16 protein-coding genes and 5 tRNA genes are annotated in these 20,124 nt (G+C 41.8%); 14 read left to right on the top strand and 7 right to left on the bottom strand.

Annotation, left to right across the window (positions count from 1 at the left end; genetic code table 11):
• Positions 1-42 precede the first annotated feature (42 nt).
• Positions 43-534, bottom strand: coding sequence for a peptidylprolyl isomerase B (gene ppiB, locus L1264_RS02875; RefSeq protein WP_135923978.1), 492 nt, complete (start codon positions 532-534; stop codon positions 43-45).
• A 177-nt stretch (positions 535-711) separates the two neighbouring features.
• Between ppiB and cysS the strand changes: the two genes are divergently transcribed.
• Together cysS and L1264_RS02865 are read left to right on the top strand one after the other, a co-directional pair.
• Positions 712-2,091: a cysteine--tRNA ligase gene (gene cysS / locus L1264_RS02870; protein ID WP_135923979.1), complete on the top strand. Its 1,380-nt coding sequence runs from the start codon at positions 712-714 to the stop codon at positions 2,089-2,091.
• 135 nt (positions 2,092-2,226) lie between these two features.
• Complete coding sequence (locus L1264_RS02865) at positions 2,227-3,111, top strand: DMT family transporter (protein ID WP_199527840.1); 885 nt, start codon at positions 2,227-2,229, stop codon at positions 3,109-3,111.
• A 212-nt stretch (positions 3,112-3,323) separates the two neighbouring features.
• Here the strand turns inward: L1264_RS02865 and folD are convergent, their stop codons facing one another.
• The gene (gene folD / locus L1264_RS02860; RefSeq protein ID WP_135923981.1) at positions 3,324-4,178 is read right to left on the bottom strand and encodes a bifunctional methylenetetrahydrofolate dehydrogenase/methenyltetrahydrofolate cyclohydrolase FolD; all 855 of its coding nucleotides are present in this window, start codon (positions 4,176-4,178) and stop codon (positions 3,324-3,326) included.
• Between the two features lie 341 nt (positions 4,179-4,519).
• Between folD and L1264_RS02855 the strand changes: the two genes are divergently transcribed.
• The 12 genes from L1264_RS02855 to L1264_RS02800 all read left to right on the top strand — a co-directional run bounded on the left by L1264_RS02855 (position 4,520) and on the right by L1264_RS02800 (position 14,720).
• Positions 4,520-4,596 (top strand) — tRNA-Pro (locus tag L1264_RS02855).
• Between the two features lie 50 nt (positions 4,597-4,646).
• Positions 4,647-4,723: transfer RNA gene (locus L1264_RS02850), tRNA-Arg, on the top strand.
• Positions 4,724-4,746: 23 nt separating this feature from the next.
• Positions 4,747-4,822 (top strand) — tRNA-His (locus L1264_RS02845).
• A gap of 15 nt (positions 4,823-4,837) precedes the next feature.
• Positions 4,838-4,914: transfer RNA gene (locus tag L1264_RS02840), tRNA-Pro, on the top strand.
• Positions 4,915-4,956: 42 nt separating this feature from the next.
• A tRNA-Pro gene (locus L1264_RS02835) sits at positions 4,957-5,033 on the top strand.
• A gap of 492 nt (positions 5,034-5,525) precedes the next feature.
• Positions 5,526-6,830 carry a trigger factor gene (gene tig, locus L1264_RS02830; protein ID WP_135923982.1) on the top strand — a complete coding sequence of 435 codons (1,305 nt, stop codon included), beginning with the start codon at positions 5,526-5,528 and terminating at the stop codon, positions 6,828-6,830.
• A gap of 275 nt (positions 6,831-7,105) precedes the next feature.
• Entirely contained in the window at positions 7,106-7,723 is a 618-nt protein-coding gene (gene clpP, locus L1264_RS02825; RefSeq protein WP_135923983.1) for an ATP-dependent Clp endopeptidase proteolytic subunit ClpP, read from the top strand.
• Between the two features lie 135 nt (positions 7,724-7,858).
• The gene (gene clpX / locus L1264_RS02820) at positions 7,859-9,142 is read left to right on the top strand and encodes an ATP-dependent protease ATP-binding subunit ClpX (RefSeq protein ID WP_135923984.1); all 1,284 of its coding nucleotides are present in this window, start codon (positions 7,859-7,861) and stop codon (positions 9,140-9,142) included.
• Between the two features lie 143 nt (positions 9,143-9,285).
• On the top strand, positions 9,286-11,646 hold the full coding sequence (gene lon, locus L1264_RS02815) for an endopeptidase La (protein ID WP_199525858.1): 2,361 nt from the start codon (positions 9,286-9,288) through the stop codon (positions 11,644-11,646).
• A 196-nt stretch (positions 11,647-11,842) separates the two neighbouring features.
• On the top strand, positions 11,843-12,133 hold the full coding sequence (locus L1264_RS02810; RefSeq protein WP_175580427.1) for an HU family DNA-binding protein: 291 nt from the start codon (positions 11,843-11,845) through the stop codon (positions 12,131-12,133).
• A gap of 197 nt (positions 12,134-12,330) precedes the next feature.
• The gene (gene ppiD, locus L1264_RS02805) at positions 12,331-14,232 is read left to right on the top strand and encodes a peptidylprolyl isomerase (RefSeq protein ID WP_135923986.1); all 1,902 of its coding nucleotides are present in this window, start codon (positions 12,331-12,333) and stop codon (positions 14,230-14,232) included.
• Between the two features lie 89 nt (positions 14,233-14,321).
• Complete coding sequence (locus tag L1264_RS02800) at positions 14,322-14,720, top strand: GNAT family N-acetyltransferase (protein ID WP_199525859.1); 399 nt, start codon at positions 14,322-14,324, stop codon at positions 14,718-14,720.
• 119 nt (positions 14,721-14,839) lie between these two features.
• On the opposite strand, the gene L1264_RS02795 is transcribed toward L1264_RS02800, so the two are convergent.
• Genes L1264_RS02795 through L1264_RS02775 form a run of 5 tightly spaced genes read right to left on the bottom strand, consistent with a single transcriptional unit; the run spans position 14,840 to position 20,117 of the window.
• Positions 14,840-15,601 carry an ATP-binding cassette domain-containing protein gene (locus L1264_RS02795; RefSeq protein ID WP_135923989.1) on the bottom strand — a complete coding sequence of 254 codons (762 nt, stop codon included), beginning with the start codon at positions 15,599-15,601 and terminating at the stop codon, positions 14,840-14,842.
• On the bottom strand, positions 15,601-16,593 hold the full coding sequence (locus L1264_RS02790; protein ID WP_135923990.1) for a peptide ABC transporter ATP-binding protein: 993 nt from the start codon (positions 16,591-16,593) through the stop codon (positions 15,601-15,603). The genes L1264_RS02795 and L1264_RS02790 overlap by 1 nt, the downstream gene beginning before the upstream one ends.
• Before the next feature lie 2 nt (positions 16,594-16,595).
• Positions 16,596-17,489 carry an ABC transporter permease subunit gene (locus L1264_RS02785; RefSeq protein ID WP_135923991.1) on the bottom strand — a complete coding sequence of 298 codons (894 nt, stop codon included), beginning with the start codon at positions 17,487-17,489 and terminating at the stop codon, positions 16,596-16,598.
• Positions 17,476-18,510, bottom strand: a complete 1,035-nt coding sequence (locus tag L1264_RS02780; protein WP_199525860.1) for an ABC transporter permease — start codon at positions 18,508-18,510, stop codon at positions 17,476-17,478. The genes L1264_RS02785 and L1264_RS02780 overlap by 14 nt, the downstream gene beginning before the upstream one ends.
• Positions 18,510-20,117, bottom strand: a complete 1,608-nt coding sequence (locus L1264_RS02775) for an ABC transporter substrate-binding protein (RefSeq protein WP_135923993.1) — start codon at positions 20,115-20,117, stop codon at positions 18,510-18,512. The genes L1264_RS02780 and L1264_RS02775 overlap by 1 nt, the downstream gene beginning before the upstream one ends.
• Between the last annotated feature and the right edge of the window lie 7 nt (positions 20,118-20,124).

The following is a 20,124-nucleotide window of genomic DNA, read 5'->3' as shown; positions in this document are numbered from 1 at the left end:
AAGCGGGCAAAGGCCCGCTTAAAAAAGTACTAAACGATTAAATTAGCTAACCGTTACTTTTTCGATAATTACATCTTCAAGTGGTACGTCTTGGTGGAAACCTGCGCTGCCAGTTGCAACACCTTTGATTTTGTTTACCACGTCCATACCTTCAACAACTTCTGCAAACACGCAGTAGCCCCAGCCTTGTGAAGTTTCACTGCTGAAGTTTAAGAAGTCATTGTCGTTAACGTTAATGAAGAACTGCGCAGTTGCTGAATGTGGATCCGGCGTGCGCGCCATTGCTAATGTGCCTACTTTATTCGCAAGACCATTGTTTGCTTCGTTTTCGATAGGGTTGTTTACTTCTTTTTGAACCATACCTGGCTCAAAGCCACCGCCTTGTACCATAAAACCATCAATTACACGGTGAAAGATAGTGCCGTTGTAAAAGCCAGAGTTTGCATACTCTAAGAAGTTTTTAACTGTGTTTGGTGCATCGTTTTCGTGCATTTTGATGGTGATGTCACCAAAGTTTGTGTGTAGTACAACCATGAGGTTTCCTATATCTGGTTTAATAATGGGGCTATTTTATAGTAGTTGTCTTTGATTAACAAAGAGCTTGTTTAAAACGATTAACAAAGTGCTTATTCAATTGATAAAGCGCTAGAGCAGCGGCTTTGCAAGTGTTAACATAGAGAATCTCGAAACACCGTTAAGGACATTTTATAAATGGTACAAATTTACAACACACTTACGCGACAAAAAGAGCAGTTTAAACCCCTTGTTGATGGCAAAATCGACATGTATGTGTGTGGTATCACCATTTATGATTACTGCCATATCGGTCATGCACGTACATTTGTAGGGTTTGACGTAATTGTTCGTTACCTTCGTCACATCGGCTACGATTTAAAATATGTACGTAACATCACCGATGTTGACGACAAAATTATCAAACGTGCTAACGAAAACGGCGAGTCTATCAATGATTTAACGACTCGCATGACTAAAGCAATGCATGAAGACTTCGACAGCTTAAATATGTTGCGTCCTGATGTTGAGCCAACCGTAACAAACCATATGGATGAAATCATCGCTATGGTTGAACGTTTAATTGCGAAAGGCCATGCCTACATTGCAGCTGATGGTGATGTATTGTTTGATGTCTCTACATTTGAGCAATACGGTGCTTTATCACAACAAGACTTAACCATGCTACAAGCAGGTTCACGCGTTGAAGTTGCTCAAGATAAGCAAGATCCACTTGATTTCGTGCTATGGAAAAAAGCCAAGCCAGGTGAGCCTTCGTGGTCATCACCATGGGGTGAGGGTCGTCCAGGATGGCACATCGAATGTTCGGCAATGAGCTCTAAGCATTTAGGTGAGCATTTTGATATTCACGGTGGTGGTTCAGATTTACAATTCCCACACCATGAAAACGAAATTGCTCAGTCATGCTGTGCAAATAACGGCAAGTACGTTAATACGTGGATCCACACGGGTATGGTACAGGTTAATAAAGAGAAGATGTCTAAGTCATTAAACAACTTCTTTACCGTGCGTGACGTATTGAAAGAGTACGATGCTGAGTCAGTTCGTTACTTCTTAATTTCAGGTCATTACCGTAGCCAGCTTAACTATTCGCAAGAAAATTTAGAGCAAGCGCGTTCGTCACTTGAGCGTATTTACACTGCACTGCGCGGGGTAACACCAATCGAATGCGATTTAGCCAGCAATGAATACGTGGCTAAATTCAGAAAAGCAATGGATGATGACTTTAATACGCCAGAAGCACTACCTGTGTTATTTGAGCTTGCGAAAGAACTAAATCGTGTTAAAGACAGCGATGCAGAACAAGCTGGTAAGTTGGCTTATGTACTTCGCAGTGTTGCAGAGGTATTAGGCGTTGCACAACAAGACCCAGAAGCCTTTTTACAAGGTGGCCAAGCAGATGACGAAGTCGCACACATCGAAGCCTTGATTGCAAAACGTAACGAAGCTCGTGCCAGCAAAGATTGGGCAGCTGCTGATGAAGCCCGTGATGCACTTAATGCACTCGGTGTTGTACTCGAAGATTCTGCGGGTAAAACAACATGGCGTAAAGCTTAAGTATCCACCGAGGTATTACAAATTGAAAAGGTTGCCAAGAGGCAACCTTTTTTGTTTTTAACTGGGTATAGCTATTGACCTAAACCTTACTTGAGGTTTTATTTTTACGCTACTTTTCACTAACAAGGACTTACATTGAATATCTTACTTGCCATGATCCCTGCTTTTTTATGGGGCACTACCTATGCTGTGACTAAATATGCCACTCCAGATTGGCCGCCATTATTATTAGGTGCATTGCGCGCATTGCCTGCAGGATTATTACTTTTATTACTTAAGCCTAGTTTACCAACTCGATCGCAGTGGCCAAGTTTATTGACTTTAGGTGCTGTGAATATAGCGCTGTTTTTTGCGTTTATTTTTATCATGGCGGTGAATCTTCCTGCAGCTATTGCTGGGGTGGGGATGGTGTCAGTGCCGGTTGTCGCTTTGCTGTATGCATGGATTGTAAAAGGACAGCGTCCAGCAAGAGTTCAAGCATTTTGCGCCATAGCCTTGGTTGTACTGGCGTGGTTATTGTTTGATCCAGCTTACGTCACATTAAATGTATTGGGAGTGGCGGCTTTATTGGGTGCCTTACTTACTATTGTGATTGGTAGCACCTTAGTACAAAGTTTGTCGGTGCATATACATTGGTGGGTTGTGCTTACTTGGCAATTAATCATTGGTGGCAGCATATTATTGCTAGCTGCTTTTATCGATGGAAGTTTGCTAAACCCAGAGCAATACCAAGTGGTATTTGAGCCTATTTCAGCGCTGCAATACTCTGTGCTATTTTGGTTAATCGTGCCCAATACTGCCATTGCCTATACTCTGTATGTTTGGTTATTAGGGCGCATGAGTGTGGCTGAGTTTTCATTTGGCACCATTGCCAACCCAATCGCGGGAATAGTATGCGCTGTTTTGCTCATAAACGAACAATACCAAGACTGGCAATACCTATTGATGTTTATGATGATTGTATTTTCAGTGCTACCTCAGATGCTAAAGCTTAAGCAGTTAAAACTACAGCGCTCTTAATACCAACCCGCAATAATACTTAATCATTTTGAGGGATAAAACCTGTCGCTAACTGCGTTAAAAATTTCTCATTTAGAACAACTAAATAACGAAATTTTTGCCTTGTTATCAACGAGGTTTTATTGCCTCAAAATAGACTACTTAATTAAGCGGATTGGTATAAACCAAAAAAGGCTGCCCATTGGCAGCCTTTTGCAATAATTTAGCTCTTCTTAGCTGTGATATTTTTCACATGCTTCAAGCGTATTTTCAATTAAGCTTGCAACAGTCATCGGGCCAACACCACCTGGTACAGGTGTAATGAAATGCGCTTTTTGTTCAGCAACATCATATTGAACATCACCAACAAGTTTACCTGATTCAAGACGGTTAATACCCACATCAATCACAATAGCGCCTTCTTTCACCCAGTCACCCGGAATAAATTCAGGTTTACCAACCGCAACCACTAATAAATCAGCGCGGCGAACATGTGTTTCTAAATCTTGTGTAAACTTGTGACATACCGTTGTTGTACAGCCAGCAAGTAAAAGCTCAAGCGACATAGGACGACCAACAATGTTAGAAGCACCAACAACGACTGCATGCATCCCTTTATAGCGAACACCTGTAGAGTCGAGTAGGGTGATGATCCCCTTTGGCGTACAAGGACGAAGTGCCGGCATACGCTGTGCTAAACGACCAATATTGTAAGGGTGGAAACCATCAACATCTTTATGAGGAGTAATACGCTCAAGAATTTTTTCAGCATCAAGGCCTTGTGGTAAAGGCAGTTGCACTAAGATACCGTCTACTTCTTTGTCTTCATTAAGTTGGTCAATTAAAGCAAGTAAGTCGTGTTCTGTGGTGTCGCCAGGTAAATCGTAAGACTTAGATACAAAGCCGACTTCTTCACATGCTTTACGCTTAGAGCCTACATAGACTTGGCTTGCTGGGTCTTGACCAACTAACACTACTGCTAGTCCTGGTGCACGTAAACCGTTTGCTACACGCTCTGCAACACGTTCAGCTACATTACTGCGTACTTGTTTAGCTATTGCTTTACCATCGATGATGTTTGCCGTCATGGGTGACCTTTCATTGGGGTTAGTTAACTTGATACTGATACATCAAAATATGATCATCCAATAAAGGGGGCGTGGATACACAAATCATGTTTGTTTGATCATATTTATTAATGTTGTGTATTTTCGCAGAAAAGCATCATAGCGCCAAGATGCAATTGTATATAAAGCGATACTTTATAAAAAAGAGTTCAAATTTTAGCTTATATTTGCAATATTTAACCATTATGAACTAAAAGTGACCGATTGAATTATTTTCTTAAAAAAAAGTTTGACCTAACACGGCCAAATCACTATTATGCACCCCGTTGTTAACGAGGTCACTCGCAAACAACAGTAAGCATCGGCGATTAGCGCAGTTTGGTAGCGCACTTGGTTTGGGTCCAAGGGGTCGCAGGTTCAAATCCTGCATCGCCGACCACTTCTTCTTTAAGAAGCGGTGCTTACAGGCAAACTTTTGAAGTTTTCGATGCGCCCGTAGCTCAGCTGGATAGAGCAACGCCCTTCTAAGGCGTTGGTCGAAGGTTCGAATCCTTCCGGGTGCGCCATTTGAAAATATGTAAATGCCGTGGTGATTGTAGCTCAGTTGGTAGAGCCCCGGATTGTGATTCCGGTTGTCGTGGGTTCGAGCCCCATCAGTCACCCCAATTTACTTAAGATATCGGCGATTAGCGCAGTTTGGTAGCGCACTTGGTTTGGGTCCAAGGGGTCGCAGGTTCAAATCCTGCATCGCCGACCACTTTTCTAAAGTGGTCTTAATTTTCAAAGCTTCTCTCAGTATCGGCGATTAGCGCAGTTTGGTAGCGCACTTGGTTTGGGTCCAAGGGGTCGCAGGTTCAAATCCTGCATCGCCGACCACTTTTAAAGATTTTTGGTCAAAGAACGATTGGTTTGGGTATGTCCAATTCAGTCGCAGGTTCAAATCCTGCATCGCCGACCACTTTTAAAGATTTATGGTCAAAGAACGATTGGTTTGGGTATATCCAATTCAGTCTCAGGTTCAAATCCTGCATTGCCGACCACTTCTTAATATCTAAATACCTCCTTTAAATCAGCCTAATTTAACTTTGTTATTTTACTGCGTTCGTTTTTTCAGCACTTAAACGCTGAATGCTGCTATATACGCCAAATAATTGCCCCCTAGACTCGACTATCATAAATATTAGGTTATAATGCCGCGTCTATTGTTTAACATAGTGCCCATAGAGGCAAAGCAGCAATGGTATCTCATGGTTACAATGCGCCGTTTTAAGTTGAATTTTTCAGCATTAAAACTTGCTATCACTCATGGAGATCACCTTGTTTGTAAGGAAGGCGAACAGTCGCCAAAATTGAAGATTGAGGTAAATCATGCAAGTTTCTGTTGAGACGACTCAAGGCCTTGAGCGCCGTCTGACCATCACCGTTCCTGCAGAGAACGTTGAGACTGAAGTTAAAAAACGCTTACAACAACTGTCTAAAACCCAGCGTATCGATGGTTTCCGCCCAGGTAAAGTACCTGCGTCTATCATCAACAAGCGTTACGGTGCAGCAGTGCGTCAAGAAGTTGCTGGCGAATTAATGCAACGCAACTACATCGAAGCAATCGTTTCAGAAAAAATTAACCCAGCGGGTGCTCCAACTTTCGCACCTAAAGCATTAGAAGCTGGTAAAGATTTAGAATTCGATGCAACGTTTGAAGTTTACCCAGAAGTTGAAATCCAAGGTTTAGATAAAATTGCTGTTGAAAAACCAGCAGTATCTGTAACTGACGAAGACCTAGCTAACATGCTAGAAACTTTACGTAAGCAACACGCTTCTTGGGCTGAAGTTGATGCAGCTGCAGGCGAGAACGATCGCGTAACTATCGACTTCGTTGGTTCTATCGACGGTGAAGAGTTCGAAGGCGGTAAAGCTGAAGACTTCCCACTAGAACTTGGTCAAGGTCGTATGATCCCAGGTTTTGAAGACAACATCGTTGGTAAAAAAGCGGGCGAAGAAGTTGTTGCTGAAGTAACTTTCCCTGAAGAGTACCATGCTGAAAACCTTAAAGGTAAAGCTGCTTCTTTCGCAATCACTGTTAAGAAAGTTGAAACTCAAGAGCTTCCTGAGCTTAACGATGAGTTCGCAACTAAATTCGGTGTAGCTGAAGGCGGTGTTGACGCTCTTAAAGAAGAAGTTAAAAAGAACATGACACGTGAGCTTGACCAAGCGGTTAAAGCTAACGTTAAAGACCAAGCTATCAAAGGTCTTTTAGCTAACAACGAAATCGAAGTGCCTAAAGCGCTAGTTGATCAAGAAATTGATGCACTACGTCAGCAAGCTGCACAACGTTTTGGTGGCGATGCTAAAAACATGCCTGAGCTTCCAGCTGAATTATTCCACGAGCAAGCTGTAACTCGTGTTAAGACTGGCCTATTACTAGGTGAAGTTATCAAGGCGAACGAGCTTAAAGTTGACGACGCTAAAGTTGAAGAGTTAATCGCAACTGTAGCTTCTGCATACGAAGATCCAACTGAAGTTGTAGAATACTACAAGTCAAATGATCAACTTATGCAACAAATGCGTAACGTAGCGATGGAAGAGCAAGCAGTTGAAGCTATCCTAGCTAAAGCAAACGTGACTGAAGTTGAAAAAGCATTCGACGACATCATGAATCCACAGCAAGGTGCTTAATAAGTCATTGACTTAAGCTCTCGCTAGCGATTAAATGGCTCGTGTTACTCTGTATATTTACAGCGTACCCGGGCCATTTTAGTTTGTGGTAGCAAGTTTCACAAAAACCGACAATACTAGATGTTATTTCAGAACATTTTTCAGTAAAGATTGAAATAGTGCCGAACCGTTCACATATAGTTAAAAAGATTGAACAGTTACTTTAATTAACATTAGTATTAATGTGCTTTCCTTATAGTAAGGATGAGTCGCAGCGGATAAGGAATTAAATAAGAATGAATAGCGGTATGATAGACCCTCTAAACGCATTAGTCCCTATGGTTGTTGAGCAAACAGCAAAAGGGGAGCGCTCATATGATATTTACTCACGTCTTTTAAAAGAGCGCATTATTTTCTTAACAGGCCAAGTTGAAGATAACATGGCAAACCTGATTCTTGCACAAATGCTGTTTTTAGAATCAGAAAACCCAGAAAAAGATATTTATCTATATATCAATTCGCCAGGTGGCTCTGTAACTGCTGGTATGGCAATCTACGATACAATGAATTTCATTAAACCTGATGTAAGCACTATTTGTGTGGGTCAAGCAGCTAGTATGGGTGCTTTTTTGTTATCAGGTGGCGCTAAAGGTAAGCGTTTTTGTTTACCTAACTCACGCGTGATGATCCACCAACCATTAGGTGGTTTCCAAGGTCAAGCATCTGACTTCGAAATTCATGCGCGCGAAATCTTATCGATTAAAGATAAGTTAAACCGTTTGATGGCAGAGCACACAGGTCAACCATTAGAGGTCGTATCACGCGATACTGACCGTGATAACTTTATGACCGCAAGCGAAGCGGTTGAATACGGCCTAGTTGACTCTGTATTCTCTAGCCGCGAAACGAAGTAATCTGAATAGCTAATAATAACGTATTGTTAGCTATCACCCTTTACTATGCGAAAACTGATATTCTTTGATATAGTTAAACATAGTGAATTAGCAGTAGCCAAGTGCTGCTGCCAACGTAATAAATGAGGTAGCTGAATGTCTGACACTCCTACAGACGGCGACAAAAGTAATAAATTGTTATACTGCTCTTTTTGTGGCAAAAGCCAGCATGAAGTTCGTAAACTTATTGCCGGCCCTTCAGTATACATTTGTGATGAATGTGTTGAGCTGTGTAATGATATCATCAGGGAAGAAATCAAAGACATTGCGCCAAAGCATAATGCGTCTGATAAATTGCCTGTTCCAAAAGAAATTCGTAATCACTTAGATGATTATGTTATTGGCCAAGATCATGCAAAAAAAGTGCTGTCGGTAGCGGTATACAATCACTACAAACGCCTTCGCAATCAAAGTATTAATGCAGAAATTGAGCTAGGTAAGAGTAACATCCTATTAATTGGTCCTACTGGTAGTGGTAAAACATTACTTGCTGAAACCATGGCTCGTTTGCTCGATGTACCTTTCACTATGGCTGATGCGACTACGCTAACAGAAGCAGGTTATGTTGGTGAAGATGTTGAAAACATCATTCAAAAGCTACTGCAAAAATGTGACTACGACGTTGAGAAAGCGCAGCGTGGTATTGTTTACATTGATGAAATTGACAAGATTTCTCGTAAGTCTGATAACCCATCGATCACTCGTGACGTATCGGGCGAAGGTGTGCAACAAGCGTTACTTAAACTGATTGAAGGTACGGTTGCTTCTGTACCACCACAAGGTGGACGTAAGCATCCGCAGCAAGAATTCTTGCAAGTTGATACATCGAAGATTCTATTTATTTGTGGCGGTGCATTTGCTGGCCTTGATAAAGTGATCGAACAGCGTAGCCACAAAAATACAGGTATTGGTTTTGGCGCTCAAGTTAAGCAATCGGCAAGTAGCCGTAGTTTAAGCGAAACGTTTAAAGATGTAGAGCCAGAAGATCTTGTTAAATACGGCTTAATACCGGAATTTATTGGTCGTCTTCCTGTTGTCGCTACACTGACAGAACTAGATGAAGCGGCACTTATTCAAATTCTTAGCGAACCAAAGAATGCTCTAACTAAGCAATTCTCTGCATTATTTGCAATGGAAGATGTTGAGCTTGAGTTCCGTGAAGATGCGCTCAGTGCGATTGCTCACAAAGCAATGGAGCGTAAAACAGGTGCACGTGGCTTGCGTTCAATTGTTGAGGGTGTGTTACTTGATACTATGTATGAGTTGCCTTCAATGGATGATGTAAGCAAAGTGGTTATTGATGAAACCGTTATTAAAGGTGAATCAGACCCAATCTTAATTTACCAAAGTGGTAATCAAGACAAAGCTGCATCAGAATAAAGCTTTAATAGATTAATATTTAATCAGTTAAGTATAAAAAAGGAGCCAAAGGCTCCTTTTTTTACAAATATGTTGAACTTTCCCTTACATATCCCCATATACTTGAGTAATCTTTAAAATAAATGAAGTGCGAAGAGAATATAATGACGCTTGAGAGAACCGATCGAGTCGAAATCCCCGTGTTGGCACTGCGCGATGTTGTGGTATACCCGCACATGGTGATCCCGCTATTTGTTGGTCGTGAAAAATCAATAAAATGCCTAGAAGCGGCGATGGACAAGGACAAACAAATTTTCCTAGTGGCGCAAAAAGACGCCTCTGTTGATGATCCGCAGCAAGACGATATCTACCGTGTTGGCACCATTGCCACAGTACTTCAGTTATTAAAACTACCTGATGGCACCGTTAAAGTGTTGGTTGAAGGCACTCAACGCGCGAAAGTAGAAACATTTCTAGACAATGATGATTTCTTTGTAGCTGAAGCGCAGTTTATTGAGTCAAACCATATTGATGAACAAGAGCAGGATGTCTTCATACGCAGCGCAATTAGCCAATTTGAAGGCTATGTAAAGCTTAATAAGAAGATTCCACCAGAAGTACTCACTTCTGTATCAGGTATTGATGAAGCCGCACGTCTTGCAGATACTATGGCAGCTCATATGCCACTGAAAGTGCCTGAAAAGCAAAAAGTACTTGAGATAGCTGATGTCACTGAGCGTCTTGAATACCTAATGGCGCTGATGGAAGGTGAAATTGACTTACTGCAAGTTGAGAAGAAAATCCGTACTCGCGTTAAAAAGCAGATGGAAAAATCGCAGCGAGAGTATTACCTCAACGAGCAAATGAAAGCGATTCAAAAAGAGCTTGGCGAACTTGATGATGTACCCGATGAATTCGAAGCAATTAAAAAGCGCATCGAAGAGTCAGGTATGCCTAAAGAAGCGCAAGAAAAAGCGAACGCAGAGTTATCGAAATTAAAAATGATGTCGCCTATGTCGGCTGAAGCAACCGTAGTGCGCTCGTACATTGATACGCTTATCAATGTGCCTTGGAAAAAACGCTCTAAGGTGAAAAAAGACTTAGCTGGCGCACAAAAGATTTTAGACAGCGATCATCATGGTCTAGATAAAGTAAAAGAACGCATTATTGAGTATCTTGCGGTACAACAACGTACTAATAAACTCAAAGGCCCAATTTTATGTTTAGTCGGCCCTCCTGGTGTGGGTAAAACCTCATTAGGTCAGTCAATTGCACGTTCTACTGGTCGTAAATATGTTCGTATGGCCCTTGGTGGCGTTCGTGATGAAGCTGAAATTCGTGGTCATCGTCGTACTTACATTGGTTCTATGCCTGGTAAGTTAATCCAGAATATGACCAAAGTCGGCGTGAAAAACCCATTATTCTTATTAGATGAAATCGATAAGATGTCTTCTGATATGCGTGGTGACCCAGCATCAGCATTACTTGAGGTGCTTGATCCTGAGCAAAATAGTCATTTTGCTGATCATTACCTAGAAGTTGATTACGATTTATCAGACGTAATGTTCGTTGCAACATCAAATAGCTTCAACATTCCAGGCCCATTACTAGACCGTATGGAGGTTATTCGTCTATCGGGTTACACCGAAGACGAGAAGCTGAATATTGCTAAGCAGCATTTAATTCCAAAGCAAGTGAAGCGTAATGGCCTAAAAGAGGGTGAAGTTGAAATAGCTGATAGTGCAATTATTGGCATTATTCGCTACTACACTCGCGAAGCTGGTGTGCGTAACCTAGAGCGTGAAGTATCTAAACTTTGCCGTAAAGCTGTTAAGAATATCTTGTTAGATAAAGACACTAAAAAAGTGACTATCGATGAAGATAATCTAGAAGAGTTTTTAGGTGTACAACGCTTTGACTATGGTAAAGCTGAAGATGGTGACCGCATTGGTCAAGTAACCGGATTAGCGTGGACTGAAGTAGGTGGTGATTTACTGACTATCGAATCAGCTGCTGTTCCAGGTAAAGGTAAACTTACTTTCACCGGTTCACTTGGTGATGTAATGCAAGAGTCGATTCAAGCGGCCATGACGGTTGTTCGTAATCGTGCTGAAAAATTACGTATTAATAGCGACTTCCATGAAAAACGTGATATCCATGTTCACGTACCAGAAGGAGCAACACCAAAAGATGGCCCAAGTGCGGGTATTGCAATGGTAACTGGTTTAGTCTCGAGCTTAACAGGTAACCCGGTACGTTCTGATGTTGCTATGACAGGTGAAATCACTTTACGTGGTGAAGTGTTACCGATTGGTGGCTTAAAAGAAAAGTTACTAGCGGCTCATCGTGGTGGTATTAAAACCGTTATTATTCCAAAAATTAACGAACGTGACTTAAAAGAGATCCCAGACAATGTATTAGAGGGCCTTGAAATTCACCCAGTTACATGGATTGATGACGTTTTAAAACTGGCTTTAAAGCACCCAGTTGAGAGTTTTTCTGTCGAAACTGAAAAAAACCAGTAAAAAACCGCAAAAAAGTGCATTTAGGGGCTTTTCAAATACTAAGGGTATGATAAGTTAAGCACTAGTTTTCAAGCCTAGGCCTTATGTGGCCTAGGGTTGAGAAAAATATAATAAACTGAGCATAAATTTAATTTGCTTATAAATTTTCAAAACAGTGATGTTATTTTTTAAAAAATAATCGCTCTTGATAATAACAATGAAAGAGGATGATATTGTGAATAAATCTCAATTAATCGATCAAATCGCAGCTGACGCTGACATTTCTAAAGCGGCTGCAGGTCGTGCACTAGATTCATTCATCGAGGCTGTTTCAGGCGCTCTTAAAGATGGCGACTCAGTGGCGCTTGTTGGCTTTGGTACTTTCTCAGTACGTGAGCGTGCAGCACGTTCAGGTCGTAACCCGCAAACTGGTGAGACTATCCAGATTGCTGCGGCAAATATCCCTTCTTTCAAAGCAGGTAAAGCGCTGAAAGACGCAGTAAACTAATCAATAAGATTAGTTGGTGAGGATACCTGAGGACACTTAAATAGAATTTAGGTAACTTATCACCAGTTACTTCAAGTGAAAAAGCGTATCTGGTAAGATACGCTTTTTTTACATGAGCAGGGTTGATATCAATCAGCAATCATCCTTGATTATGCTAATTGGTATATTTTGTACCTGATCAGAATAGAGATAGATAAATGCTTGAGAAAATCAGAGAAGGTTCGCAGGGACCTGCAGCCAAAATTATTTTAGGCGCGGTGATTTTATCTTTTGCTTTAGCTGGGATTGGTGGTTATTTAGGACAAACCACAGAGCAACCCGTTGCAGAAGTAAATGGAGTTAAAATTAGCCAAACCGAGTTCAGCCGTGCTTACCAAAATGAACGCAATCGTTTAGAGCAACAGTTTGGTGAATACTTTGCACAAATCGCAGCTGATCCAAATTACATGGCACAAATTCGCCAAGGCGTGATTGACCGCTTAGTACAACAAGAATTGCAAACTCAACTAGCGGCAGAGTTAGGCCTTCGTGTAAGTGATGAGAGTGTTCGTAAAGCTATTTTAGAAATGCCTTACTTCCAAGTTGGCGGCCAATTTAGCAACGATCGTTACTTACAAGTTATTCGTCAGATGAACTTCCAGCCAGACGCTTTCCGAGAGTACTTACGTAAAGACATGACTCGCAGCCAACTTGTTGGTGCAGTTGCTGGTACTGACTTTATTCTTGAAAACGAATTAAATAATACTGTAGCGCTTCAACAGCAAACTCGTAGTATTGACTATTTAGTTGTGTCAAAAGAATCATTACAAGCGGGTATTGAAGTAACAGAGCAAGAAATTGCAGATTACTATGAATTAAATCAACCGCAATTTTTAGCGCCTGAACAAGTATCTGTCAGCTATATTGATTTAAATGCTGCAAACTTAACGTTGGATTCAAGTGTTTCAGAAGAAGATATCAAAGCATACTACGATCAAAACAGCGCACAATATATTGAGCCTGAAAAGCGTCGTGTATCACACATCTTAATTGATAACAGTGAAGACGATGATGCAGCAAAAGCGAAAGCTGAAGAGCTATTAGCACAACTGCAAAACGGTGCTGATTTTGCTGAGCTAGCTGAATCATCTTCGGATGACGTTGTGAGTGCTGAAATGGGCGGTGATCTTGATTGGATCGAACGTGACATGATGGACCCAGCTTTTGAAGATGCAACGTATGCACTTGAGAACAAAGGTGACATTTCTGACGTTGTTGAATCAGAATTCGGCTATCACATCATCAAGCTCACTGATATTCAAAATCAGCAAGTTAAACCGTATGCTGACGTAAAAGATGAGCTTCGTGCTGAACTTGAACGTACTAAGAAAGTGAATGCGTTTTATGAAAAGCAAACTCAAATGGGAGAAATTGCTTTTGAAATTTCTGATACATTAACAGACGCTGCAGACGCAGCCGGTGTTGAAGTACAGAAAACAGAACTTGTGACACGTAACTCATTACCAGAGCCTTTAAATAACCCGCAAGTTGTTACTGCAATTTTCTCTCCTGAAGTGTTAGAAGATCGTATGAACTCAGAGGTTATTGAAGTGGGTGATGAGCACGCTGTTGTTGTTCGTGTAAACGACCATAAACCAGCAACGACTAAGCCACTTGAAGATGTATCAGAGCAAATTAAAGCAACACTGGTTGCACAGAAAGCCTCTGAACTTGCTAAAGAAAAAGCACGTACTTTATTTGCAGATATCGAAGCAGGTAAGAGCTTAAATGATGTTGCTACTGCCGAAGGTATTGAAGTGCGTCAAGAGTCTGCACTTGCTCGTCAAGCGTATACTGTGTCTCCGGCAATTGTACAGCAAGTATTTAAAATGCCGCATCCTCAGGATACGCCAGTGGTAGATGTTGTTGATCTGAATAATGGTGACTCTGCTATCGTTGCTTTAAAAGCAGTGAATGAAGCACAAAGCACCGATATTAACGAACAACAAAAACAAAACATCACTATGGCTCAAGTGAATAAAAACTACATGGTATTCATTGCTGCACTTAAAGCGCAAGCAGATGTAAAAGTACCAAAAGTTGTACAAGCTGCTGAATAAGTAGCAAAACAACTTAAATAAAAGGCGCCTTATGGCGCCTTTTTTGTTACCGTTGAAGGTAATCGCACTCGCAACTACAAGGAGTATTTATGGAGTATCGCCTAATAGAGCAGTTACCAAGTGCAGAAGAATACTGTGCAATGCGCCTTAAGGCCGGCTTATCAGCTCGTTCATTAGCAGCAGCGAAGGCGGGATTGCCAAACTCTCTCTATGCTATTTGTGTTCGCAAAGACGATGAGTTGATTGGCATGGGCCGTGTTATTGGTGATGGTGGTTGTAATTTTGAGGTAGTTGATATTGCTGTATCACCAGAATATCAAGGGCAAGGGTTAGGGCGTGTGATTATGGAACATGTTGACCGCTACATTGAAGCTGCCGCTTTTGAAGGCAGCTATGTCACTATGGTCGCTGACAAACCAGGTTTTTACGAAAAGCTTGGCTACAAGTTTGTCGCACCACAAAGCCAAGGGATGTATAAAAAGTTTTGATAAGAGTAAAGCTGCAAGGGGAAAGAGTAAAGTTAATTGAGTGATCAAATCACCCCGTGGGAGGCGTTTTAACGCCGACTCAAACTGACAGCTTACGGCTGATAGCTGACAGCTCACTATCAGCAGTTCAACAATTTCTGTGTCACTTTAGATTGTGGGTCTTGGAAAATTGCTTCGGTTTGGCCGTATTCAACAATCTCGCCGTGATCAAGTACCACGAGCTGGTCGCTGATGTGGCGCACCAGACTTAGATGATGGGTAATAAGTACATAGCTAAGTCCAGTATCTTTTTGTAGGCGTAGTAATAAGTTTACCGTTTGTGCGCGCACAGAAGGGTCTAGAGACGATAACGCTTCATCAAGCACTACAACCTTGGGATCTAAAATTAAAGCCCGTGCAAGTGCTATACGTTGCAATTGGCCACTACTAAACATGTGCGGGTAATAATGTTGATGATCTAACAGCAAGCCCACTTTTGCGAGAGTTTGTTTAATTTTTTCTTCTCGCTCATCTTTATTTAAATCAGTGTTGTACTGTAAACAATCGTTCAGCATGTCGCCGATAGTTAAACCCGGATTTAATGACGCCTCAGAATCTTGGAAAATCAAGCGAATGTGGCGGCAGTCGTTATCACGTATGCCATCATTTTCTATAATATTGCCATCGAGCAATATCTGTCCTTTATCGGCACTGTCAGCGCCCGCTAATAACTTTGCAAGAGTACTTTTGCCTGAGCCGGTTTCACCGATAATAGCAATGGTCTCACCTTGGCTTAAGCAAAACGAAATATCTTTTAAAACAGAAAAGCGTTTTCGAGCAAACAAACCTGCTCGCAAGTTAAAACTTTTCGATAACGCTTGAACTTTTAGCAGCGGTTGCATTATTTCATCGCCTTAATTAACGGAAAATGACAGGCATAACTGTGACTATGGTGTTTAGTTAATTTTGGTGTAACCACACACTCTTTTTGCGCTTGCGGACAGCGCGGCCCTAGTCGGCAGCCTATTGGTAAATGCTGCAATGTAGGTATTGTGCCTTTAAGCGCATAAAAAGGTTCTTTATGAGCAAGGCCTTGTTCGTAGTCAGGTAAGCTTTTTAATAGCGCTTGTGTATAGGGGTGATGTGGCTGGCTAAAAATACGGTTCGTAGGGCCTGCTTCAACCATTTGTCCGCAGTACAAAACATGCATACCGTGAGACCACTCAATAATCTCTTCAAGCTCGTGAGAGATCATCAAAATCGACATATTCTTTAGCTGATTCAAGCTTTTTAATAGTCTAAATACTTGCGCACGCGTGGTGCTCTCAAGGGCGGTAGTTGGCTCATCGGCAATCAATAGTTTTGGGGTACGCGCAATGGCCATGGCAATCATCACTTTTTGACAAATACCTTCAGAGAGCTCATGAGGGTAGCTGTCGAGTACCTTTTTATGATCTTTAATACCTACCTTGTGGATTAACGCTTTTACTCTGTCTTTACGCTGTTTATTACGTTTTAAGAAAAAGCCACTGGTCGCTTGTGTAGGTAAAGTTTCGGCAATTTGGTCAAATATTTTAGCAGTTGGGTCAAGGCAGCGGCTTGGATCTTGGTAAATCATTGCAATGTCTTGACCAACTAGTTTACGGCGCTGTTCGTTTGATAAACGCATTAAGTCAACACCACGCCAGTGCATGCGATCAGCCGTAATATGCCAACGTTTATTTAATACACCGACAATAGCTTTAGCGATGAGACTTTTACCTGAACCTGATTCACCAACTAATGCGTGTACTTCACCTTCTTTTAAGGTCAAACTGACCCTATCAACCGCACGAATAACGGTATCTGAGGTGCGTAACTCTATCGTTAGATTGCGAATGTCGAGTAATTGCATAGTTAGTCGGCCTTACGTTCTTTAAGCACTTGGCGTAACCCATCACCCACTAAATTGGTAGACAGTACCGCTAAAAATAATAATACGCCCGGTAAGCCTACAGTCCAAGGGGCAAGGTAAATTAAACCAAGGTTTTCTGCCAAAATTGCTCCCCACTCAGTGGTGGGTGGCTGTGCCCCCAGTTTTAAAAAGCCAAGTGCCGAAATATCCAAGATGGCTGTAGAGAGCGCCATGGTAAAAATAACCACAATGTGTTCGTAAATGTTCGGAAAGATCCCACGAGCAAGAATATGCCAGTTTGAGGCGCCATCAAGTTTAAACGCTGTAATGTAGTCTTTGTTGAGTTCTTCAACAATCAAATTACGTACCGAGTGAATGAACTGTGGCAATAAGGCTAAAATAATCGCCCAAACGGTATTCATCAGGCCAGGGCCTAAAATTGCAATAATAATGATGGCCAGCAACAGCGATGGAATTGATAAGGTAATATCGAGTAAGTGGTTCAAAAAGCTTGAGCGAATACCACGGCTGATACCTGCAAAGGTGCCTACTAACACACCAATCACAGTAGTAATTAAGGCCGCAACAACCGACAAACCAAAGGTGTAGGTTGCGCCATTCATTAGCCGTGAGAGTACATCCCGGCCTAAATCATCGGTACCTAATAAAAAGCGCACATCGCCTGCGTCATGCCATGAGGGGGGCAGCAATAGGGCGTCGCTATGTTGTTGATTCACACCATATGGCGCAAGTAATGGTGCTGAAATCGCCAGTAGTGCAAAAGCAATAAACAACCATAAGCCAACAAGGGCTGGGTGATTATTTTTGAATTTCCGCCAAAATCGCGCTAGTGGCGATTTATTCGACTCTTCAGAGAATAAATTAAACTTTGCCATGAGCTTGATTCCGCGAGAGTGGGTCGAAAAGGGTATAGGTTAACTCGGCAACGATAGTTGCTAAAATTACAAACATAGACACAGCCAACAACCCACCTTGGATTGCGGGGTAATCACGTTGATAAATGCTGTCTATTAACCAACGACCAATGCCCGGCCATGAGAAAATAACTTCGGTGATCATTGCAAGGGTGATCAAAGTACTAAACTGTAAACCGATTTGTTTGATAACCGGTAAAAGAGCATTACGAAGCGCATGGTGGAGGATTAATTGTGCACGGTTTAAGCCTTTTGCACGGGCTGTTTTGATGTAGCTTTGATCTAAAACTTTAAGCATAGAGTCACGGGTAAAGCGCACCAGTACGGTGGTTGGGTACATTGCAAGGACAATTGTTGGCAGTGTTAGATGATGTAGCGCATCTAAAAATGCCATACCGTGATAGGGAAAATCAGTCGCAATAATATCAATAAGAATAAAGCCAGTAACCGGCTCTATTTCGTAAAGTAAGCCCATGCGACCAGACATAGGAAACCAGCCTAGTTGCAGTGAAAAAACCATGATTAATAGCAGCGCTAACCAAAAAACAGGCATCGAATAGCCAATAAGTGTGCCAGAGTTAATCAGTTTATCAGGCCAACGCTTGTAGTAGGCTGATGCTAAAATACCGCTTGGCACACCAACAGCCACAGATACAAATAACGCATAAAGGCTTAATTCAAGTGTGGCAGGGAATAGGTCTTTTATGTGTTGGAAAACACTCTCGCCAGATGCAAAAGAGACACCCCAATCGCCCTGAATAATTCGCTCTAAGAATGCAAAATACTGCACCACATAGTTTTCAGTAAAATGAAACCTTTCTTCAAGCGCATTAGTTTGTGAAAAGGTACTGTTTGTAATACCACTTAAGTTAGTAAGGGCATCACCGGGAAATAAAAAACTTAATGAAAACGTAAAGACGCTCAGAGTCAGCATCATAAACATTAATAGCGCTAGGCGGCGAAGAATATAATCGAGTATCATTATTCTTTCCTCGCATTAGCCAGTGATATACCGCCAAACGGGCTTAAATTGATACCTTTAACATCGCTACTTGCAGCTTGAAAGCGCATACCATGGGCTATCGGTAAAATAGGAAGTTCTTGCACGATAATACGCTGTGCCTGATTATAAAATTGCTTACGCTTTTCCAAATCAGTGGTATCAAGCGCTTGGGTCAGTAATAAATCGAATTCAGGGTTACACCAGTTAGCTGGGTTTTTACCGCTAAAGGTAGCAGTACAACTTAATAATGGACTCATAAAGTTATCAGGGTCAGGAGTGTCGGCAGCCCAGCCCAGTAAAACGCTGTCGTGGCGGTGTTCACCAACCCGTTGTAAAAAAGTATTCCACTCGTATTCGACGATATTAACGTTCACACCAATTTTGCGTAAATCGCTTTGCATTAGCTCTGCCATTTTACGAGCGTTGGGATTATAAATACGGCTTACCGGCATGGCCCAAATATTCATATCAAAGCCATTTTTATAGCCAGCTTCGGCGAGTAATGTTTTGGCAAGTGCAGGGTTAAATTCAGGCATGGCTTTTTGCGCTTCAAATGCCCAAGAGGCCGGAGGCAGTAATGACTGCGCCTTAATGCCGTTGCCGTAATAAACCGCTTGCATTATTTTGTCTATATCGATGGCACTGGCCAGTGCTTGACGAACGCGTACGTCATCAAAAGGTGGTCGCTCAGTGTTAAAGGCCCAATAACCAATATTTAAGTTTTGTTCTTTTTGAACAGTGATGTCGTCTCGCTGCGATAAAATACTAAGCTGTGCACTGCTTGGGTGCGCAGTTACATCGCATTCTTTAGTGAGCATTTTCGCAACCCGTGTTGTGCCGTTTGGTGTTATGTCATACACCAATTGCTCAAGTACTACTGGGTGTTTCCAATAATCGGGGTGACGATAATAGCGAATTAGACGATCGCGACGATACTCTTTGTACACATAAGGCCCGGTACCCACTGGGTATTGGTCAAATAAGTTTTCTTGGTTTCGTGCTTTAAGCTGCATGGCGTATTCTTCAGATAACACCACGGCAAAATCGGTTGCAAGGTTTGCTAAAAAGCTGCTTTCTGCATTATAGAGCTCAAACCGTACTTGATAATCAGAAACACGGACTATGCGACGAATTAGCTGATCAATACCCACACTTTGAAAGTAAGGGTAACTGGCATCGCCAACAAAGTGATAAGGGTTGTATACGTCAAATAGGCGACTGAAGGTAAAAATAACGTCGTCAGCATTAAACTCCCGAGTAGGAGTGAAGTATTTTGTAGTATGAAACTTTACCCCTTTACGAAGTGTAAAGGTAATGGCTTTACCATCAGGACTAATTTTCCAATCACTTGCCAACTCAGGCTGAAACTCAGCGGTGACAGGATCAATACTCAGCAAGCGGTCATACAACTGATTAGCGATAATATCGATAGTCGAACCTGTCGTTGTAACTTGCGGATTAAACGACACAGGGTTTGCTTCAGCGCAATAGACTAAGCCCTGGTTTTTTTGTTCTGTGGTTTTTTCTTCGCTGTCTAGGCAGCCGACTAAGCACACCAAAGACAAAGCAAGTAACGGTTTAAACACCTGATTA

This window comes from Pseudoalteromonas sp. APAL1, assembly GCF_021532475.1.
GTDB lineage: Bacteria > Pseudomonadota > Gammaproteobacteria > Enterobacterales > Alteromonadaceae > Pseudoalteromonas > Pseudoalteromonas lipolytica_C.
This window is presented reverse-complemented; position numbering and strand designations above follow the sequence as displayed.